Genomic DNA, 20,037 nt, shown 5'->3' on the forward strand with positions numbered 1-20,037 from the left:
CAGCTTCTCGGCCATCTCAGAGGAGATGACATAGGTCTGGACAAGCTGCCGGGCGAAAGCCACCTCGTCGGCGTCTCGTAGCTGGACCACCGACTCGATAGGCTCGAATTGGATCAGGTCTCCGTATCTCATCGCGACTGCCCTCCTGCTCTTTCGTTCCTTGTCTTCATACAGCGGCCTCCGGGCTCACTACCAGGAAATCTTGCACCGGATACCGCCTGTACTCGGGGTGATCCGGCGTCGCATAGACCATGTGCTCGCCGTCGATGGTGCCGCTCCAAGCCGCGACCACTGTCTTGTTCCGCGAGAGCCCCTGCAGAAGCCGCAGCGGGTCCTGCTTGAGCGAGATGTCAAAGAGGACCTCGATGTTGTCCAGCAAGACCACGTCAGTTGCTGCTGATCCTACGATCTCAGAGAGAAGGCGGGGTAACTGCAGTGCCCGCTGGCGCTCGGTGAGGTCGAGCATGCGCCGAGAAAGCTCGAGGTTGACGTTGACCAGCGGAGCCGCCGTACGCTCATGAACATCCTGGAGCGCGGCGGTCTTGCCCGCACCAGCCGGGGCCACCAGCATGACAAGACGGTGGTACAACTCCGCAGCTTGGCCAATTCGCTTTATGACTCTATCGGCGAGTGGTTCCGCCATTAGCGATCTCCTTTTGATCCAGGCTCGTTATCGCCGGCTCCGCCAGACTTCACCCACTCGTCCACTTCTTTCTTGTTGAACTTCCAAAGCCGACCGATCTTGTGGCCCGGCATCTGCCGTTCACTGATCCACTTGTAGACCGTATCCCGCTTGATGCCGAGATGGTCCGCAATCTCATCTACGGAGAGCCATCGGTCTTCCATCATGCGACTCCACTCACTGTTGGCTTCATCGGTTGCCTCGCAACAGCCTTTTTCGTTTGGTTGATCGGTGTTCCACGTTCCAGCCTTCGGCGTTTACGTCCCAATAAACCATGATAAACAGGGTTACAATATATCAGACTGATGTCCATTGTCAAGCGGTTTGTCCGGTTATTTTCTGTATTTGACCGAGTGTAACCGAGTCAAGGCTTCCAGGACCAGCGGGACCCACCCAGAGGGGTAAGCCTGCCCGAGATCGGGTCTTCACTCACGTAGAGCCAAGCCGAAAGATCGGCTCCGTTGACCTGGACAGGGACCAGGACACGGCGGTAGAGGCAGGGACCGCCGGGGCGGAACCGGAAGCTCCCTCCAGCCCTTTTCCTCCGCCAGCACGGCGTCGAGGTACGCCGGGTCCGACGCGTAGAGGACCGCCTTGCGGCGGGGATGCCACCGCCTTTCCAACGGCCGGTTCACCTTAAGCACAAAGACGGTGCCCGGGTCGGTCCGGCAGGCGATGATGGCGGTTATCTGCCCGCGGCAGCGCCGGAGGCGCGCCTTAAACCGCTCGATATCCATGGCACCGGCGCGGCGTTCGCGGCCAGACGGAACAGAATCTCGCTGTCCACATCGGCGAAGCGCCGCATCTTCCAGCGCCGGAACAGGTAGTCGGCGTTGTAAATGGTGCCGTTGTGGGTGCCGATCATCTCCCCGGCGCGGATCGGGTGGTTGTTGCTGTTGACCCGCTCGTCCCCTCGAGTGCGCCACCGGGTATGGCCGAGCAGAAGAGTGGCGCGGTTGTTTATGCCGGCCAGGAGTTCGGCGAAGGCCTTGTCCATCGCAACCCGCTCGGCCGTCACAGGGCGCTTGAAAAGCCGATGTCCGCCGTCGACATCGAGCCACGCCGCGCCGGTGGCATGGGGTCCACGCTCCTCGCTCAATATCAACAGGCGAGTGAAGAGCCAGGCGAGGTGATCCCGCTCCTCGGCGCGCCGCCGCTTTTTTCCGAAGATGACTCCCGCGAGCCCGCACATCAGGATTTCCCTCCCTGCGGGCCGGATTAAATCGGGATCTGGAGGGACTGGGCGTTGTGAAGACGGACGTGTTAAAGAAAATTGGGGATGTTTGCCGCGCGGTCCGGGGATTCCATGAACTCTATTTCCGATCGGAAAAAGCGGACAAGGGGCGGCTCCTTGCAAGCGTAGCGGAAATGGTTTTAGTATTTCCGGTTCAAGGAGACTGTTATAAAAAATAAAAGAATGCTCCCCCGGTAGGACTCGAACCTACGACCCAGTGGTTAACAGCCACTTGCTCTACCGACTGAGCTACAGGGGAATAGTGCGCTACAGTGCCGACGCGCGGGACGCTCCCGTCGTTGCGCTGTCCGGAACCGACGGGGTCCGCCGAACGGTGGAATACCTAATAGCGACAGGCCCGCGGACTGTCAATCTTTTTTATTATTTCCCGTGGGAAGAAAATTCTCTTGATTAATAAACGATCAACAAATAAGAATAATCACGGCTTGTCTGCCGTACCGATAAAAATAGAGAAGCCGTATACCCGGAACAAAGGCTTTTATCCGCCGGCCGACCGGCGAAATCGAAACGCTCCGGTAGCGTACGGCATGTGCGAAGCCAGACCTTTTACGTGACAGGGAGCGGAAATGCCCGTATACGGCGAATTCGACGGTGTTCATTCAGATAATGCCGCCGTCGCGGGCGCCGGAGCGGCGGCAGGGCTCCCCGGCGGCGAACACAACCTGCTGCGCGAAAAGACCTTCAACGAAGAGCTCAGGCATCTCGTCGACAAGGTTACCTCCCACGAAACGTCCGACCGGACGGCGGAAGATATCGACGGCATTTCCGACGACGAGCTCGTTCGCCGCCTGCACCTTCTATTTTACCGCTCAATGCACCTGGAAAACGCGGGGGCCGTGCGGGAACAGCTTCAGGACGTGCGGCTTATCGAGGGGCGCGATGAGGATTCGGTCATAAACGCGATTCACGAAGGGCTGACGGCGCTTTCATTTCCAGCATATTCACTCCTTCCTTTCAATCTGGAGAAACGCTGTTTTACCCCCGCCATAAACACCATAAACAGTCTCGACGTTTACAGTCTGTTTATAGATATTTACGACGGGCTGTACGCCGCCATCGCCGACGGCGGGCGGGGAATCCTCCTCAGCCCGAAATCTATCAGGGACGACGCATTTCTGAGAAAGCGCTTCGTCGCCAAATCCGGTGTGCTTGAGGACTATCTCTACATCAATTCTATGCGGAACATCTATCGTCCGCTTCTCATCGAGTTCCATGGATCCGGCAGTGTCGATCCCGGCTTCCGCATGTCGCCGATCCTTATCATCAGGATGAAAAAGTCGGAGTCTTCCGAGGGGTCCGCGGTCCTGGACGAAAGGATATCCCGTCGGCTTGCCCTTGCGTTCCTGCTTTATGCGTCCGAGGAGCTGAAGCGGGTCGGAAAATCAGGTGGAGATATTCTGGTTCGCCATTACCGGTGCCTGGAGTATATTTACATGGCATTCTCCCGAATGAAAGGCGGAACGTGTTTCATTTTCAATTTCAGGGAGTATCATCATGCCACGGGGCGTTACCTGTATTCGTATTTCGAATCGGCGCTGCGGGCCGGACTTTCGGGTTCTTCATTTATTCAGCAGCTTGACAAAAACAGGGTCGCCGTTTTTGTCTCGATGAACGACGCTGAATGGGTAAAAGACACGGCCGCGCGGTGGCGCGCGGCGCATGGAGACATCTTTTCCATTTCGCTCCTCGATTCGGGAAAAGGCCTTAATTACATCGATTTTCTGAATAGTTACGTATTTCAATAGGAATGGCGACCGGATGAGAAATAATTGCATTTCAGGCCGTCCTGACGGGTATGAGTATGAGCGCATCCGTGCAATAAAGGTGCAATACTCATCGGCAGACCGTGGCAACGGTAACAACGACGGATGAATGGAATACCGGACACCGAAATCGATCCTGATATTGCTTGTCTGCTGGGCCTTTTCGGCAATGGCGCTTCGCAGCGGCGCGTTAGCCGCCGGTTCAGCCGGCACCTCCGGCGCGGATTTTCTTGAAATCGGCGTGGGAAGCCGTCCCCTTGGAATGGGGGAGGCGTTTACCGCGGCCACCGACGACATCAACTCGATCTATTACAATCCCGCGGGCCTCGGCACCATGCGTTATCCGGTGGCTTCCATCATGCACCAGGAGCTTATCCTCGATTCGCGGTTCGAAAACATCAGCGCGGCCTTTCCGATTTTTTACGGATTCATGGGCGTCTCCAACTCGATCTTCTGGGTGCCTCCGTTCGATAAAATCGATATCGACGGAAATAAAACGGGGACCGTCACCTTTTACAATGCCTGTTTTACCCTGGCATACGGCCAGTCGCTCGGCTTTATGGAGGTCGGCGGATCGGTCAAATACATCCATCAGAAAATAGACACGCTCACCCTGCATTCGGCAGCAATGGATTTCGGGGTGTTGAAACGGCTGTATATGTATTCGCCCTTCGACGCGCCCATTCGCAATTTCGTGCTGGGGATGTCCCTGCAGAACATCGGCACGAAAGCGAAAGACGACGAACTCCCTCGGCTCATGAGGATGGGGGCCTCGTATTACCTGACCCGCTGGTTCGGCGTCAATCTCGACGTTATGCAGTACTTCATCGATGATTCGGACCTGTATGATTTCACCTACGGTTTCGAGGAGAGCCTGAGGGCGAACGTCGGTATGGAGCTGAACTATTTCAATATCCTCGCGCTTCGCGGGGGATATCGCTTCAACGATTCCGGCAAATACAGCCTCGGCATGGGATTCAACTACGCGGTAAAGGACGTCGGTTTCTCTATCGATGCATCGTACACCGATTCGGGAATCTTCGGACCGGTATACTCATTCTCGATAACGTTCAAGCTCATCCCCAAGGTCATAACCGTCGAAGACCAGTTGAAGGCGGAGGCGCATTACCAGAAGGCGATAAAGTACTATATAGCAAACGACATAGATTCCGCCCTGGACGAGTTCAGGAGCTGCAGGGATTACAATCCCTATCACAAGAACGTTAAAAAGAAGATACAAGACCTCGAATATCTGAAGGAACTTAAGCGGAAGAATGAAGAACTCGACCAGAGACGGACGCGGGGATGATGAGCTGAGGCCAGTATCGGCGACCCGGGATATTCAGACCGCCGGGGAGGGCGCACTTCTGTTCGCGATGGGCGAAACGCGCGTACTGTGCGCGGCAAGCGTATCGCGAACGGTGCCCGATCACGCGGCCGCGAAGGGATGGGGATGGATAACCTCCGAATATACCATGCTGCCATATTCGACCAGCCCCAGGACCGAGAGGCGCGCATTGCGGCCGGATGGCAGGGCGATCGAGATACAGCGCCTTGTAGGACGATCGCTTCGCAGTGGTGCGGATCTCTCGAAACTCGAGGGATACAGCATTACGGTGGACTGCGACGTGATGAAGGCGGACGGCGGCACCCGCACCGCCGCGATAACCGGGGGATTTATCGTGCTGCGCATGGCGGTTGACGCTCTGTTAGCAAAGGGAGGGCTTTCGCATGATCCTCTGCAGACATCCGTGGCCGCGGTCTCAACGGGTCTGGTTGACGGAAGGATGCTTCTGGACCTCGATTATTCCGAGGACTCGCGCGCGTCGGTCGATATGAATATCGTGATGGACGATCGTTTCAATTTTATCGAGGTTCAGGGTGCCGGGGAGATGACCTCGTTCTCCCGAAAGGAGCTCGATAGCATGATCGAACTGTCGGAAAAGGGAATCCGAGAGCTTTTCGAGGTACAGAGGAGCTGCCTGCGTTGATTGTAATAAACTACCCCGGCCTGCCGCCCGATAATAAGAATGACGGCCGACCGCGAAGTCCCCGGTGAGACCTACGGTTCATCAGGGCAGGCAGGTCGCATCGATCAGGAAATGCCCGAGCGCGGGTTCCCGCGCTCTCAGACAGGGGAGGGAGCGGTGCCCGTTTTAAATAGAAGATTTACGGTAATGTTCGCGGCGCTGATTGTTTTTATAACGACCGGATGGGCCTACGGCCAGCATTATGTGCGCAACACGACGGTTATCGACTCCCCGACAGCGTATACGATCGGAAAAGGTACGTACCAGCTTTCATTTCTCGGGTACGACAGGGGTGGGGTGGAGCTCAAGGCGCTCATCGGCCTGCACGACAATTTTTTCCTTGGTGCGTCTTTCGACATACAGCACTTCATCGGGAAGGATGTCCCGGAACCGAATGTCCCCGGGGTAATCGCCAAAATCAAGTTCACCGACGGCTGGGAGAGCTTCCCGATATCGTTCGCAATAGGCTACGATTCGTTTTACATCGGCGAGCAGGGAAAGCGCGAAAACACCAGGAACAAGCTCAATCGTATGATATACGGCCCGTACTTCGTCATTACAAAACCCATCTATCTCCTCGACGACGAACAGCACATCCACGGTGGAATGAGGACGCCGACACAACCGGATTACGTACCCGAAGACACGGCCTATTTTCTCGGCATCGAAATTCCGCTTGGCGAGTTTTTCGTGCTAAAATACGAAACAGAGCGCGTTTACTACAACTTCAGGCGCTCGGATGAATGGCTCCATAACGTGGGATTGCGGTTTTCTTATCTGGGGCGGATCGGTGTGGAGTTCCACGTTCTGTGCCAATCGGGAGAGCGAGCCAACCGCATAATTAAAATCGAGTATAATGACCAGTTTTAAGGCTTTTATAGCGGTTGTGCTCGGAGCGGCACTTCTTGTGGGGCCGGCCTGTGCCGCGGATACGCGCACCTGCGTCATTGTAATTATCAATAAAAACGAAGACCGCGTGCGTCTTCTTATCGAGACCGCCCGAAGCGAAGCTGAAAAGGAGCGCGGCCTCATGCACAGGAAAAACCTGGAAAAAAACTCCGGCATGCTGTTCATTTTCGCCCAGGAACAGTATCTTAATTTCTGGATGAAGAACACGCATATTCCCCTCAGCATCGCCTATATCGGCGAAAACGGAATCATCAGGGACATGCAGGACATGAGGCCGCTCGACACGTCGGTGACTTATCCTTCGAGGTATCCCGCGCTGTACGCGCTGGAGGTAAACCGGGGCTGGTTTGCCGAAAACGGGATCGTGCCGGGGTGCCGGGTGGAGCTTGATGGATGCATCGGTAAATAGGATACCATCGTCCGCGGACGAGCGGGCGCTTCTTGTGGCGATACGCCTTCATGGCCACGACGAGGACCTTGTCGCGCACTCGCTCGATGAGCTGTCGATGCTCGTCAACACCGCCGGCGCGGTCATCGTCGAGAAGATGATCCTGAAGCGCCGGGAGTTCGACCCCGCGCACCTGATAGGCAAAGGGCAGATGGAAAGGATCACCGCCCTGATCGCCGAAAAGGACATACGCCTGGTCGTTTTCGATCAGAACGCGGTAAAGCCGGCGCAGATCCGCAATCTGGAAACGATATTCAAGTGCAGGGTGGTCGGCCGCACCGAGGTCATACTCGATATCTTCGCCCGCCGGGCGCGAAGCGCGGAATCGAAGATACAGGTCGAGCTTGCGCAGCTTCGCTATATCCTACCGCGGCTCAAAGGCCTGGGGGGGGTGCTTTCCAGACTTGGCGGCGGTATCGGTACGCGCGGCCCCGGCGAAAAAATGCTCGAAACCGATAGACGGCACATCCTTCGCAGAATCGCCAAACTCAACGACAGGCTCGAAGAGATAACCGAACACCGAACGCTCATACGCAGGGGGCGTTCGGGCCGGGTACGCGGAGCGGTGGTCGGCTATACCAACGCCGGAAAATCGACGCTCCTCAATCTGCTCGCACGGGACGATCTCTTTGTGGAAGACAGGCTCTTTGCCACCCTGGACGCGTATACGCGCGTGGTATATCTCGAAAAGGATAAAAAAGCCCTCCTGACCGACACGGTCGGGTTCATCAACAACCTGCCGGCAAACCTCGTAGAGTCGTTCAAGTCGACGCTCGAGGAGATCCGCAACGCGCATTTTATAATACATGTAATCGATATCACCGCGCGAAACCACTCGCAGAACATACGAACCGTGGAAAAGGAACTGGCCGCGCTCGAATGCGTCGATATTCCGACGGTGCTGTTCTTCAACAAAATCGACCGCGCGGAATCAGTCGAGCTCATCGATGCCGTTGGCAACAGGCATCCATCGGCGATAATGGGGTCGGCCATTACCGGCGAGGGTATCGACCGCCTCAAAAACGTCATGATAGAGCTATACGACCGTATTGAACCCCTCAAATCGTAAAGCGGGGGCCCGTTTTTTCCGAAAATAATAACATGAGTGATCGCGCCGCATCCATCCCCGGACTCGTTCTGGCCGCCGCCATCATCGCCCTGGCGCTGTACGGAACACTTTCCGCCCGCAAAGACGACGGAGTGGCCGTTAAAGGAAAAGAGATAGACCGGCTCGAGGACGCCATCATCCTCGAAGGCCTCGAGATGAACACGGAAATACCACCCGAGTCAGAGACGGCGGATCATGGCGGGATGATTCTCTACGATGAAGACTTTATCGTGGAAGGCGACTCGCCCGAACACATCGCGAAAAAGGACGATGCGGGCAATGCCGATTCAATACTCGCTGGTTTAAAAAAGGAGGACGCTCGATGGCATGCGCGTGATTATACGATTCGCAGGGGCGACAATCTGTGGACCATCGCCAAAAAATTCGGAATCGACCATCGTCTGATCATACGGATTAATGAAATACGGAACCCGGACTCTTTAAGACCCGGAAAAAAAATAATGGTCCCGTGCCGAACCGGAGTGTACTATACAGTTCGCCGGGGAGATACGATTACCGGGATAGCGTCGCGATACAGGATAGGCGCCGGCAAAATATCCTCGCACAACGAGATAACCTCGCTTATCAAACCGGGAATGAGGATTTTTCTGCCAGGGGGTGTCGCGCCGGTTGTACGGCGCAGAACCGTGAGCCAGGATCGCGGCGCAATTGCCGATAACCGGATGCTTAAAAAAGACATATTAAAAATGTCGTTCTCCTGGCCGGTGAGGGGCCGGATTACATCGAGTTTTGGCGACAGGAGAGACCCGTTTACGAAAAAGAGAAGGTTCCATTGCGGGATCGATATAAGTCTCGAACCGGGAACACCTGTTAAGGCGGCCGCAGATGGCACGGTGATTTTCAGCGGCTGGAAGGACGGCTATGGCAGCGTGGTTGTAATCAAACATGAAAAAGGCTATATTACGGTATATGCGCATAACAAGTCAAACGGCGTCAAGGAAGGCGAAGAGGTGAAGCGTGGACAGGAGATAGCACTTTCAGGAATGAGCGGTCTCGCGACAGGCGGTCATCTTCACTTCGAGATAAGGAAATACCTTACGCCTCTCAATCCCCTGAGGTTGCTGAGATAGATGATACGGACAGGGAAAAAAGTCATAACCTTTGTTGGTGTGGCTATCGCGGCGACGCTGATATACGGCTCGGCCGGCGCAGCGGTTTTAATGCGGAACGCCGACCAGCAGCCCACGCTGAAGGTTTTCTATCACGAGCAGGACACCGGCGGGTGGAACGCGGTGCTGGTTGGAAAACTTGAATCGATCGGCATGAAAGGCGAAGTCGACAAAGGCGATATAACCGCCGCGGCTCAGGACAAATCCAAGGCCGCCGTGCGACTGTATCATAACGAGGGGATACGGCAGGGGGAGGAGCTTTTCGTCGTTAATGACCGGAACCTCGTCGTTTCACGCATCGAAGTGAAAACGCTGTTTAAAAGCGCGTCATTCGGACATATGCTCGTAGGATATGGGAACCTGAGACTTGCCCGGGCAGGCAATCGCGTGGTGCAGAGAGTCGAGGACCAGTATTCCCGGTACGCGTATATATACAGCTCCAGGGGCGACTTCTACGGGGAAATCGGCGACGAAGGAGAGGCGATAAAACATTACAAGAAGGCGATTGAGCTGGATCGTGGCAACCCGGAGGCGCATCTTGCACTGGGACTTATTTATCTGAAGGGCGACACGCTGCAGTTCGCTTTCAAGGAATTCTCCGAAGCATATAAAAGAATAGCGCGCATGTACGATAAGGAAGACCGGTACATTCTTTTAAAAAGCATGGCTGAGACACGGTACAGGGAGGCCTATTTTACGCGACTTTCGGGCGATCTAAGAAACAAGTACATAAAGGAAGGCATACGGTACGCCGAAGAAGCGCTGGGCATGCACAAAGACTCGCGCGAGGCGCATTTTTACCTCGGTATGTTTCATTACCGGAACCCGGACCGGTCCGATGTAAAAGCGCGTGACCATATGCTTAAAGTACTCGAACTCGATCCGGAAAACGTTGATGCGTGTCTTATACTGGCGGAACTGTATTATAATCACGGGAATAAGGGGAAAGCCAGATCATTCGCGGAACAGGCGCTGAAAATCGACGGAACCAGTGAGCGTGCCAGGTTTATTAAAAGGCTTTCTGAACAGGAATAATGGCAACATGCAGCTTCCGATAACATATATTATGTCGCATTAGAAAATATAAGCCGATTCGAAGATTTCATGCACAGCGGCGGCGACGGTCTTATGCGAATCATGAGCGGCGCCATGGCTCCTTCCCCATATAAGTACATCACACCCTAATCGGCAAGGATGCTTTTGATAATCAGGGAAAGGTGCGTTATTTTCTGTGGCTTTGTTACGATTATATTCTTCCCCTTGCTGATATCGCCATCCGAAAAGGTGTTCATTTCATCGATTAGCAGTATCCTGATCATCGGGTCGATATCATTGATCGAATCCAGCATATTAGCGACATGAAATTCTTTCTGAATATCGATGACGAGCAGATCGAACGGGCTGCCGATGAACATCGCGTCCTCTATCATGGAAATCGACTCGGCGACAGTCTGTGCCTGGTGAATGGTGTATCCCATGGCCTTGAGAATGTTGCCGGTAATAAGCCTCGGAGTTTCCGCGTCATACAGCAGAAGGATCTTGCCTTTTTTGGAAAACGCGGGCGGGGTTTCGACAAAATCCGAAGAAATGCCAGTAATGCCCCGGGAATCCTGTTCATCGTAGGCGGGAATAAAAACTGCAAAAGTCGTGCCCTCATTTTCAGACGATTGAAAGGTAATGTAACCGTTGTGGCTTTTGATGATCGAGTAGCAGGCGGCAAGCCCCAGGCCATGCGAGTTGGCCCGCGTGGTGAAGAAAGGATCGAATATGCGATCCCGAATTTCCCGAGGTACGCCCGGGCCGCTATCGCGGATGAAAATCCTGATGTGTTTGCCGTCGCGCAGCGGAAGAGACTGTGACGAATCGACATACACGTTCCGGGCGGTGATCGTAATCGTCCCCCCTTCCGGCATCGCCTGTATCGCGTTAGCGAAAATATTATTAAATACCTGGCTCATCTGTATTTCGTTGACCCGGGCCTGCCAGATATCGTCGTCTATACGGGTCTCGACCGTGCAGTTTGAGCCGTGCAGAGAGAAGACCGCGGTGTCCTCGATGAGCTGGCGGACATCCGCCACCCTTCGGTCGGATACGCCGTCGTCCCTCGAAAAGCTTACCAGTCTCTGGGTGAGACCGGTTGCCCGTATCAGGCCTTTTTCCGCTTCATCGAGATATTCGCGTATTTCTTCCGGGGAGTTGCCATTCAGCCTGGCGAGAGAAACATTGCCGACCACGGAGGTGAGTATATTATTGTAGTCATGCGCAAGACCGGAAGCAAGGTTGCCGAGGGATTCAAGTTTTTGTATTTTCCGCAATTCGCTCTGAATATTGCGCTCACCGGTGACATCCTTGAATACCATGACCGTGCCGATGTACCCGGATGATCGATCGAGTATCGGGGATATGGTGCTCGAAACGAGTTTCTCCGTGCCGTCCCTGGAAACGAGAATGCGGTTGTATGAGAGCGTGTCGGTTTTACCTGTGGGATCCTGACGGTGTATCGGCTCATGACACAACTCCCGGGTTTTTTCGTCGATGAAATAGAAAACGTCGGTCAGTGATTTGCCGCGCGCTTCATCGAATTTCCAGCCGGTGAGCTTTTCCGCGCTACTGTTCATCAGGGTGATTTTCCCCTGTGTATCGGTCGCTATCACCGCGTCGCCGAGGCATTTTATCGTTACGGCGAGGCGCTCCTTCTCTTCCGCAAGGGCCTCTTCGGCCCTTTTACGGCTCAAGACCCCGGTCATGATCTGGGATGCCACTTTTATCACTTCGATTACGTCATCTTCCCATTCGCGGTGACGACGATTGTCGGCGATACCTATAAAGCCGTAGAAGCGTTTGCTGAGAAAAAGCGGCACGGCAAGCAGCGATTTGATGCCGATCTGCTTTAAAACCCTTCGCTCGAATGCCGAGGGGATCAGGTTGATGTCGCTGTACTTGATGATCTCGTTGCCCGCTATCGTTTTCATCCACCAGGGGACTTTGGCTTTGGGGATGTTACTCAACAGGTCTTTTTTCCCGTTGAGCCTGTATTCCGTCCATTCGTGAATGCTTTTCAGTACGAGGCTGTCCTCGCGATATTCGTAGAGGAAAATGCGCGACACGCCGAGGGATTCACCGATGGTGCGCAGGCACTCCGAGAAGAATACCGACAAATCGTCGGCCGCCAGCGCCTGCCGGTATATGCCCGAAATCAGCCGTTCTGTTGAAAGATTTTCATCTTTGAGGATGAACTTCGTGGGAAGATTTTCCTCGATGCCGGTGTGTCTATTTTCGTTCATGGAGCTCTTGACTATGGTATGGCCGATTTAAACAGTATAGCCGTGATTTAAGGATTTTCAACGGAACGGGCTGAATTATTAAAGTATTTATTACGAGGAGTGATGTATTGTGGCTCGAAACGTCTTGACGCTGCGACAGAAAGGACTCTATACTCCTGGCCATGTTTTCACCAACGGACTCGGCGAATAAAGCTAAAAGACCGCGTTTCCGGGCGGTATCGGCCGTATGCGTATTGATCGCCGTGCTTGTGACGGGCAATACCCCGGCGGATTCGGAAAGGATTCCGGCAGGCATCAGGGAGCGAAATTGGGCGTATCTTACCGATGCGTCTTTCGATCCGGCGATTCATGCGATGCCCTCGGAAAGGCTGTTTAGGGAATACTCGGTAATAGCGCTTGCCGGCTTCGCCATCGGCGGCGATGGAAGGCTGGTCCGTATTCCCAGGCAGGCAAAGGCCGTCGCCGATTACGCCACGAAAACGGGGTTGAGGTATTACCCGGTGATCGCCTTAAGTTCGGTAAGGGACGGTGTGCGCCTGCTCTCCTCGGATTCGGCGCGCGCGAGGGCCGTTGTACGGATCATCGGATGCATACGGGAATACGCCACATCGGGCGTACATCTGGATTTCGAGTACCTTCCCCCGGAACGGGCCCCGCAACTTGCGGTATTTATCCGCGAACTGCGCGTAGCCGTAAAGTCGCACGACCGGTCGCTCTCGGTTTCGATGGCGCTCTTTCCTCAGATCGAGTTTCCGTCGAGGTGGGCCGGGTTCCACGATTTTGCGCTTTTGGCGCCCCTGCTCGACGAGGCTGTACTGATGTGCTACGATTTCCATCGTAAGGGTTCGGCGCCCGGTCCGGTCGTCGATGTTCGCTGGGCGGAGAAAAACATCTCTCAGGCGCTGGTATTTTTTAAACCTGAAAACCTCTGGCTTGGCGTGCCGGCATACGGCTATGCGTGGAGGGGCTCCACGGTGGAGGTTGTCTCGGCGCGTGCCGGGGTCAGGCAGGCAGAGCGTTTCGGCGCGGTTCGTCACAAGTCTGGAACACTGTACTTTGAGCATACGCTTAATCGGGACGTGCGGAAGGCCTACATCGCCGACACCCGTACTCGAAAAGAGCTTGACGCCCTTGCCCTTAAACACGGGCTCAAGGGGACGGCGCTCTGGCGCCTCGGCCTGGAGGATTAAGCGCGATATTGGAAAAATGTCCGCTCTGGTCGGGCCGGAGGTACCTGGTGTCTTATCCGGAAACGGCGGAAAACACAAGAATTATAGGGAGGATGAAATCGATGGCGGGATTGGGACGCGACCCGGCAGGGCCCCGCTTCATCGCTACGGGGTGCGCGGGGTAATGATTGACACCGGAGCCGGTCAGAACCTCAGTATGATTGAGCTTCTCGCCTTCAGCGCGAGTCCCTGGGAGAGTTCCCGTATCGAGAATTTTTCACCTGTTTCAGCCGTGAAGGCTTTTGGTATTTTCATCCCGTTGTTTCTAAATATGCGCACAAGCTGGTCCGTATCGAGCGGCACCACCGAGTGTTCATCGCCGAAGTTGAGAGCCAAAAGGGCCCCCGCCGTATTGAGCACATAGGTGGGATGCGACGTATCCATCACCCCAAGCGGATACACCTTCCCTCCGTTCAGCTCCTTCGAGAAGGCGACGCATTGCCGAATCTCCTCAAACTTTTCTTCGGAGACCCTGGAGAGATTGTCCGAGATAATCAGCATCCCGTTTGAGATGCAAATGACGTCCTTCAGCATTTTCCGCTCGCTCTCCGAGAGACTGGTGTCGGTATCCCGTATCATCAGGCAGTCGGGGTCGTTCAGCCACAGCCGTCGGTGCATGTAGGCCCTGTTAAGCGTGTTGCGCAGGGCGTTACGGGTGCCGACGTGAGATTCTCCGCCCCAGGTCTTTTCATCCTTTTCGATCCAGTTTGGAGAAACGTCCCCACCGATCCTGTTGCCATCAACGATGCCTATGCCCTGCATGATCGGAATGCCGCATCCGAGAATGAAAGTGTCCCGGCCGGCCTCCTCGCGTGTCGCCGTCAGGGCGCGCTTCATGCGCTCGGCGCGATTGAGCGAATTATCGGCGCACAATCCGGAGAGCGCCCCCGAGTACAGGAAGTCGAGCTTCAGCACATCGTACCCCCATTCACGCGAGGCGGTGCGAATGACCGTACGCAGATATTCCATCGCTTCCGGATTGGTGATGTCGAGACCGAAGAAGAAGCCCCCGCTCCACCCGGGATTGAAACCGGCGTACGCCCTCCCCTTCGTGAGAACGGGAAGCCCGCCCCTGATAAACCAGTTCGGGTTCTTTTTAAAGACATTCGAGGCAATCGTTGCGGAAAGCGGCGCCAGCCACAGCCCCGCCTTGTAGCCGGCGCGGTGGATCTCCTCGGCAAGATAAGCCATTTTTCCGTCGAAACCGGGCTTCATCTCCAGCCAGTCGCCGACATTGAGCTGCCAGCCGTCGTCGATCTGGAAGTAGTCGAGTCGAAGCTTCTTTTTTCTGCATACATCGAGGTTTTCGAGGATGTCGTCGATTTTAAGGCCGTGGAAGTAATAATACCAAGAACACCAGCCGGCCGGAACAACGGCGGGAACGCGAACTGAATGCTTTTTCTTTATACCCTCGAAGTAGGATTCGAAGAGAGCCTCTTCATCACCGGAATCTATTTGAAGCGGTTCCAGGAGCCGCTCCCCGGCCCCTTCCGGCAGACGGAAGTTTTCATAATCGTAAATGACCCGTATCCGCCGGATGCTCCCGTTGTCGATCAACGCGCGAAAGTATACGAAATCGGTAAAGTCGCCGCAGACCCCGGCCAGCTCGCAGTCGCCGGTATCATAGTTCTTGAGTACGGTGAGTGATTCCGAGGCGTACTCGCCGGCCCTGCCGGATGGCAGGTTGTTCAGGTTGTCCTGGATCGCCCCTACGGGATCGAGAAACGGCATATACCACGGTCGGCGAGGCCGCCTCGGAACCTCGCCCGGACGATAACTTCTTGTCGCGGTCCACGACTGGTAGCCGTGTTTGAAAAACGACCAGCTTCCTGGAAATTCCCGGTCCAGAAGAAATTCGACGCGATGAAGCTCTTTCGGGGCGTTTGCCTTCCAGCGGAGGACCGGCTGATATTCATTTCTATTTTTAATAACCTCGATGCCGAAGTTGATGCCCTTGCTCCGAAGGCCCTCCTTCACCATAAGCTCTTTATCGACGCCGAAGCCCTTTTTATAATAAACGGTCGCCTGAGCGTCTTCGAAGAAATTTTTAAAAACCATGTCGCGGCACCGCTTCTGTGTGATATAGAGCCCGTCGACGCATAGTGTATGAATCAGGGGGCCTGTCTGTCAAATATTTTTTAATGTGAACGAAATGGTCGGGCGTGTCCGGGGCGAAGCGGATGGCGGGGAGCTCCAAAAGCGTTGCGGCACTTTCCGATAACTAAAAGAGGATGTCGGGCGTTTTCGGGTAAAGCGTCAACGGTACCGTTACCTGTCGCGGAGAGCGCGCTTCATTGCACGCAGACGGGCGATCTCCGCGCGGAGGGCTGAGATCTCATCACCAAGACTTTTTTCGGAAAGCCGCGCGTCGCGGTCATCGAATCCGCCGTTAAGGCGGAGCCTCACGCTGACTTCGGCGCAGTCTTCAAGCGGAGAATCACCGCGCGACGAAACCGAAAGGAAAACGATCACCTCTGAAAGACGCTCCGAACCCCCTTCGCCGGCGCTCCTTCCCTGCTGTGAATAGCGGTCCACGGAATTCCTGTCAAAACCGAGCGCTGAAACGAATACATCCTCGATCACCCGGTTTACCGATGGATGCTTTTCAGCATTGTAGAGGAGCCTTCCCCTGGCCCTGTCGCGTTCCTCGCCGAGCGCGCGCTCGCGGAGGGCGAGCTGCATCAGGGTTTTTTCGATTTCCTTGATTGTCATCGCGGGAAAGATGGGGCCCTTTCTCAGCCGTTCGTCATGTCGGCGGGCTGGCCTGTCGCCTCAAGCACATTGAACCAGAGGCGGGAATGCGGATTGATCTGGTTGCGCTTGCTGGTGACGACGTCTATTGGGACATGGGTGAAAATATTGTTCCACTGGCCCACGATCATGTCGGTCTTGCCGGCCATTCCCGCATGAACGGCGTACTGGCCCAGGAGCGCGCAGAACAACGCGTCGTTGGGATTCGCCGGCGCGCTTCGAATCATGTAACTTGGATCGATGTATTTGAGCGCAACCGGATTATTTTTGCTTTTAAAGTGCTCATTTATCTCGTCACGAAGAAACAGTCCGATATCGGCGAGTTTGATGTTTCCGGAGGCGTCTCGCCCCTGCTTGTCGGGTTCCTTTACGAGAAGGCCCTGCCCCGCCCCTTCGGCGACGCAGATTACGGTGTGCCCGCGCTTGGCCAGCCGCTGTTCGAGGTGGTGGAAAAACCCGTTATCTCCGTGAAGTTCGAAAGGCACCTCGGGTATGAGAACGAAGTTAACATCGTTCATGGCGAGCGCGGAATAGGCCGCGATGAAACCGGAGTGCCGTCCCATCAGTTTGACGAGGCCTATACCGTTGGGCGCCCCCTCGGCCTCGACATGGGCGGCGTAAATGGAGTCCACCGCGCGCGAAAAGGCCGTCTCAAATCCGAAGGTACGTTGAATATAACTGACATCGTTGTCGATCGTTTTGGGGATGCCGATTACGGCGAGTTTGAGCTTTCTCTGTTTCGCGATTTCAGCGATTTTATGGGCGGCGCGAAGGCTTCCATCGCCCCCGATGACGTAAAGTATGTTGATATACTGACGCTCGAGTGAGTCGACGATTGCCCCCATGTCGTCGGTGCCGCCGCGCGAGGATCCAAGGATGGTACCGCCCATCTTGTGAATGCCCCGGACGTGCTCCGGGGTAAGCGCGACAGGCTGATAGTCCGTTGAGGGATTGAGGCCGAGGAAGCCGTACCGAATGCCTATGATGCTATGGACGCCGTAACGGTAATGGGATTCCATTACGAGCGAGCGGATGACGTCGTTCGTGCCCGGGCAGAGCCCCCCGCAGGTGATGATCGCCGCGCGCGTGCGGCTGGAATCGAAAAAAATCTTTCTGCGAGGCCCGGCCTTCTCGAAACTTGTGGGATTTTCCTTTACCAGCGGCTCGCGGTCGCAGAATACCACATCGAAGAGAACCTTCTTCGCGTCGGCGACGAAAGCGAAATCCGTCGAGGGAGACTTGGTCAGAAGCGGAGAGTCGATCTTGCATTCGCCGATGCTTTCTATAGTAAGGTCGAGTTCTATTTTTTCCATACCCTTTACTTTAAATGCGGTTCTGGTAAATTCAGGGAAAATATGTTTTCCGCCGCCAACGGCGGGGAAATACCACATGGTTGCGAATTACATACCGGTTTCGGTATAGCATATCACGCATTCAGCGTTTTCCAATAAAAGTATCCATTGCCCTCCCCGCACCCATAGCCAGAACGACGCGGTCATGGAGCCACACTGGCAGCATTTTCGCGTACTTGATCAGTCGGACCGAGAAAGGCATCATTACCAAGGCTTTGTTTTTTTTCACGGCGCTGACAACGGTATCGGCCACGTATTGCGGATCGAGGGGTTTGTTAAAGATAAACGGTTTGAATCCTTTAAACATTCCGGTTTCGATGACGTATGGGCAAACGCAGGTTATTTTTACGCCGGTATGACCGTATTTGAGCATTTCAAGCCTCAGCGATTCGGAGAAACCCACATCGGCGAACTTGCTGGCGCAGTAATCGCTCATGCGCGGCATTCCCAGAAGACCGGCGGATGATGCGATGTTCACGACATGGCCGTTGTTACGTTCGACCATGCCGGGCAGAAAGTGTTTGGTAAACAGCGCCATTCCGAGGAAATTAATGTCCATCGTCCGTTTGATTTCATCGAAGCTCAGTTCGAGAAATGGTTTGCCGGTGACGATACCCGCGTTGTTGACGAGGATGTCGACCGGATTGGATTGGCGCAGTATGATCTTGACCATTCTGTCCACCTCTTTCCTGTCGGAAATATCGCAGACGTGGGTGGCGACCTTCGCCTTGAGGGTTATCAGTTCCCGTTCGGTTTCCTCGAGGAGCTTTCTGTTGATATCGACAAGGATAAGGGCGCATCTTTCGCGCGCAAAATTTATCGCCATGAGCCTGCCGATGCCGGTGGCGGCGCCGGTGATCAGCACGGTTTTGTTCGCAAGCAAGGTCATTCCCGGCTCCTCGATCCTGATTGGTTTTTTATTGACACGTCGGAATAAGGGGCATAATAAGGCGATCGTCAATCAAAAATTATGGTTTTGACCGAAAAGTCGGATCGGTTATATTGGGCAGGCGGGCATTCGTACCGGCGACGGAAATCGACTTCGCAGGATGGATATTGACGCCGTGGGGAACATGAAAACGAAATCGCCGTTTACATCTGTGGTTTTCGCCGGCGGCGGCTGTCGGTGCCTGTGGCAGGCGGGGTTTATGACCGAAGCTTCTCCGAAGTTGAAAATTTCCCCGACGGAGGTCGCCGGCGCCAGTGCCGGGGCGGCCATCGCCTGCATGTTTTATTCGGGACGCACGGAGTTCGCTCTCGAGTATTTCAAGAAAGCGACATCGGGAAATAAAAAGAATTTTTATATAACGAAGGTCTTCGGGAAAGAGCCGGCACTTCCCCATTACGCGATGTATCGTGATCTCATGCTAAGGACGATGGAAGGGCCGGCGTTTAATAAGCTTAAAAAAGGCCCCGATATACGCGTCCTCGTTTCTCATCCACCGGCATGGCTGGGTCCGAGATCGGCCACTTTAATCGGTATTTCGGCTTATCTGATCGACAAGCATGTGTACGGCATGGTCCACCCGCGGCTTCCATTAAGACTCGGATTTTATCCTGAAGTCGCCGGTGTCCATGACTGCGGCACGCCCGAAGAACTCGCGGACCTGGTCCTGGCTTCTTCATGCACGCCGCCGTTCACCCCGATAATGAGGCGTAACGGAAAAACCGTCCTGGACGGCGGTCTTATCGACAATGTCCCCATGCGCGCGCTTTCGAAAAATGACGGTCCAATACTCATACTGCTGACCCGTCAATACCCCGAATCGGCGATCCCAAAAATACCAGGCAGAGTATATGTCCAGCCTTCACAACCCTCGCCGATCGCCAAGTGGGATTATACCAGTCCCCGCGGAATACAGGAGGTCTTCGATCTGGGAAGAAGAGACGGGGAGAATTTCGCGAAAACCTATGGGCAAACGGTCGCCCGGTAAAGCGAAAACCGTGGATTATGCCGGTTACGGCTTTCGGCCGCTTGCAAGCCGCGCCGCGAGGCGTAAAAGGCCGCTTACACCGAAACGTTCGCGAAGAATGCGCACATAGAGCGTGGTCTGCGTAAACGGGACCGGTTTCAGCTTTTTTTTAACGATCAATTC

The 20,037-nt window shown here is 54.8% G+C and carries 19 protein-coding genes and 1 tRNA gene; 10 read left to right on the forward strand and 10 right to left on the reverse strand.

Features of this window, described 5'->3' with window-relative positions:
* The 5 genes from VLM75_03840 to VLM75_03860 all read right to left on the reverse strand — a co-directional run.
* A partial coding sequence (locus VLM75_03840) for a DUF6079 family protein (GenBank protein HSV96049.1) occupies positions 1-132 on the reverse strand: 132 nt, incomplete at its 3' end.
* A 34-nt stretch (positions 133-166) separates the two neighbouring features.
* Complete coding sequence (gene brxF / locus VLM75_03845; GenBank protein HSV96050.1) at positions 167-643, reverse strand: BREX-3 system P-loop-containing protein BrxF; 477 nt, start codon at positions 641-643, stop codon at positions 167-169.
* On the reverse strand, positions 643-846 hold the full coding sequence (locus tag VLM75_03850) for a helix-turn-helix domain-containing protein (GenBank protein ID HSV96051.1): 204 nt from the start codon (positions 844-846) through the stop codon (positions 643-645). Before VLM75_03850 ends, brxF begins: the two co-directional genes overlap by 1 nt.
* Positions 847-1,367: 521 nt before the next feature.
* Positions 1,368-1,874 (reverse strand): hypothetical protein, encoded by a 507-nt coding sequence (locus VLM75_03855; GenBank protein HSV96052.1) that lies wholly within the window; start codon positions 1,872-1,874, stop codon positions 1,368-1,370.
* A gap of 228 nt (positions 1,875-2,102) precedes the next feature.
* A tRNA-Asn gene (locus VLM75_03860) sits at positions 2,103-2,175 on the reverse strand.
* Positions 2,176-2,503: 328 nt separating this feature from the next.
* On the opposite strand from VLM75_03860, the gene VLM75_03865 reads away from it, so the two are divergent.
* From VLM75_03865 to VLM75_03900, 8 genes are all read left to right on the forward strand, one after another.
* Positions 2,504-3,682, forward strand: a complete 1,179-nt coding sequence (locus tag VLM75_03865) for a hypothetical protein (GenBank protein HSV96053.1) — start codon at positions 2,504-2,506, stop codon at positions 3,680-3,682.
* 127 nt (positions 3,683-3,809) lie between these two features.
* Positions 3,810-5,009, forward strand: coding sequence for a PorV/PorQ family protein (locus VLM75_03870; protein ID HSV96054.1), 1,200 nt, complete (start codon positions 3,810-3,812; stop codon positions 5,007-5,009).
* Complete coding sequence (gene rph, locus VLM75_03875; protein ID HSV96055.1) at positions 4,975-5,691, forward strand: ribonuclease PH; 717 nt, start codon at positions 4,975-4,977, stop codon at positions 5,689-5,691. Before VLM75_03870 ends, rph begins: the two co-directional genes overlap by 35 nt.
* Positions 5,692-5,730: 39 nt before the next feature.
* Entirely contained in the window at positions 5,731-6,600 is an 870-nt protein-coding gene (locus VLM75_03880) for a hypothetical protein (protein ID HSV96056.1), read from the forward strand.
* The gene (locus VLM75_03885; GenBank protein HSV96057.1) at positions 6,587-7,048 is read left to right on the forward strand and encodes a DUF192 domain-containing protein; all 462 of its coding nucleotides are present in this window, start codon (positions 6,587-6,589) and stop codon (positions 7,046-7,048) included. The genes VLM75_03880 and VLM75_03885 overlap by 14 nt, the downstream gene beginning before the upstream one ends.
* Positions 7,029-8,156 carry a GTPase HflX gene (hflX, locus tag VLM75_03890; protein ID HSV96058.1) on the forward strand — a complete coding sequence of 376 codons (1,128 nt, stop codon included), beginning with the start codon at positions 7,029-7,031 and terminating at the stop codon, positions 8,154-8,156. Before VLM75_03885 ends, hflX begins: the two co-directional genes overlap by 20 nt.
* 32 nt (positions 8,157-8,188) lie before the next feature.
* On the forward strand, positions 8,189-9,286 hold the full coding sequence (locus VLM75_03895; GenBank protein HSV96059.1) for a M23 family metallopeptidase: 1,098 nt from the start codon (positions 8,189-8,191) through the stop codon (positions 9,284-9,286).
* Positions 9,287-10,360 carry a tetratricopeptide repeat protein gene (locus tag VLM75_03900; protein HSV96060.1) on the forward strand — a complete coding sequence of 358 codons (1,074 nt, stop codon included), beginning with the start codon at positions 9,287-9,289 and terminating at the stop codon, positions 10,358-10,360.
* 146 nt (positions 10,361-10,506) lie between these two features.
* Here VLM75_03900 and VLM75_03905 read toward each other — a convergent pair whose 3' ends face one another.
* Entirely contained in the window at positions 10,507-12,609 is a 2,103-nt protein-coding gene (locus tag VLM75_03905; GenBank protein HSV96061.1) for an ATP-binding protein, read from the reverse strand.
* A 353-nt stretch (positions 12,610-12,962) separates the two neighbouring features.
* Here VLM75_03905 and VLM75_03910 point away from each other — a divergent pair, with 353 nt between their 5' ends.
* A complete protein-coding gene (locus VLM75_03910; GenBank protein ID HSV96062.1) occupies positions 12,963-13,799 on the forward strand; it encodes a glycosyl hydrolase family 18 protein in 837 nt (278 codons plus the stop codon).
* 183 nt (positions 13,800-13,982) lie between these two features.
* Here the strand turns inward: VLM75_03910 and VLM75_03915 are convergent, their stop codons facing one another.
* The 4 genes from VLM75_03915 to VLM75_03930 form a co-directional block, all read right to left on the reverse strand.
* Positions 13,983-15,896, reverse strand: a complete 1,914-nt coding sequence (locus VLM75_03915) for a glycoside hydrolase family 36 protein (GenBank protein ID HSV96063.1) — start codon at positions 15,894-15,896, stop codon at positions 13,983-13,985.
* Positions 15,897-16,106: 210 nt separating this feature from the next.
* A complete protein-coding gene (locus VLM75_03920; protein HSV96064.1) occupies positions 16,107-16,550 on the reverse strand; it encodes a hypothetical protein in 444 nt (147 codons plus the stop codon).
* Positions 16,551-16,573: 23 nt separating this feature from the next.
* Positions 16,574-17,902 (reverse strand): ATP-dependent 6-phosphofructokinase, encoded by a 1,329-nt coding sequence (locus VLM75_03925; protein ID HSV96065.1) that lies wholly within the window; start codon positions 17,900-17,902, stop codon positions 16,574-16,576.
* A gap of 121 nt (positions 17,903-18,023) precedes the next feature.
* A complete protein-coding gene (locus tag VLM75_03930) occupies positions 18,024-18,830 on the reverse strand; it encodes an SDR family oxidoreductase (protein ID HSV96066.1) in 807 nt (268 codons plus the stop codon).
* Positions 18,831-19,014: 184 nt separating this feature from the next.
* Between VLM75_03930 and VLM75_03935 the strand changes: the two genes are divergently transcribed.
* Complete coding sequence (locus VLM75_03935; protein HSV96067.1) at positions 19,015-19,875, forward strand: patatin-like phospholipase family protein; 861 nt, start codon at positions 19,015-19,017, stop codon at positions 19,873-19,875.
* The last annotated feature ends 162 nt before the right edge of the window (positions 19,876-20,037 follow it).

Source organism: Spirochaetota bacterium (genome assembly GCA_035477215.1).
Taxonomy (GTDB): domain Bacteria; phylum Spirochaetota; class UBA4802; order UBA4802; family UBA5368; genus MVZN01.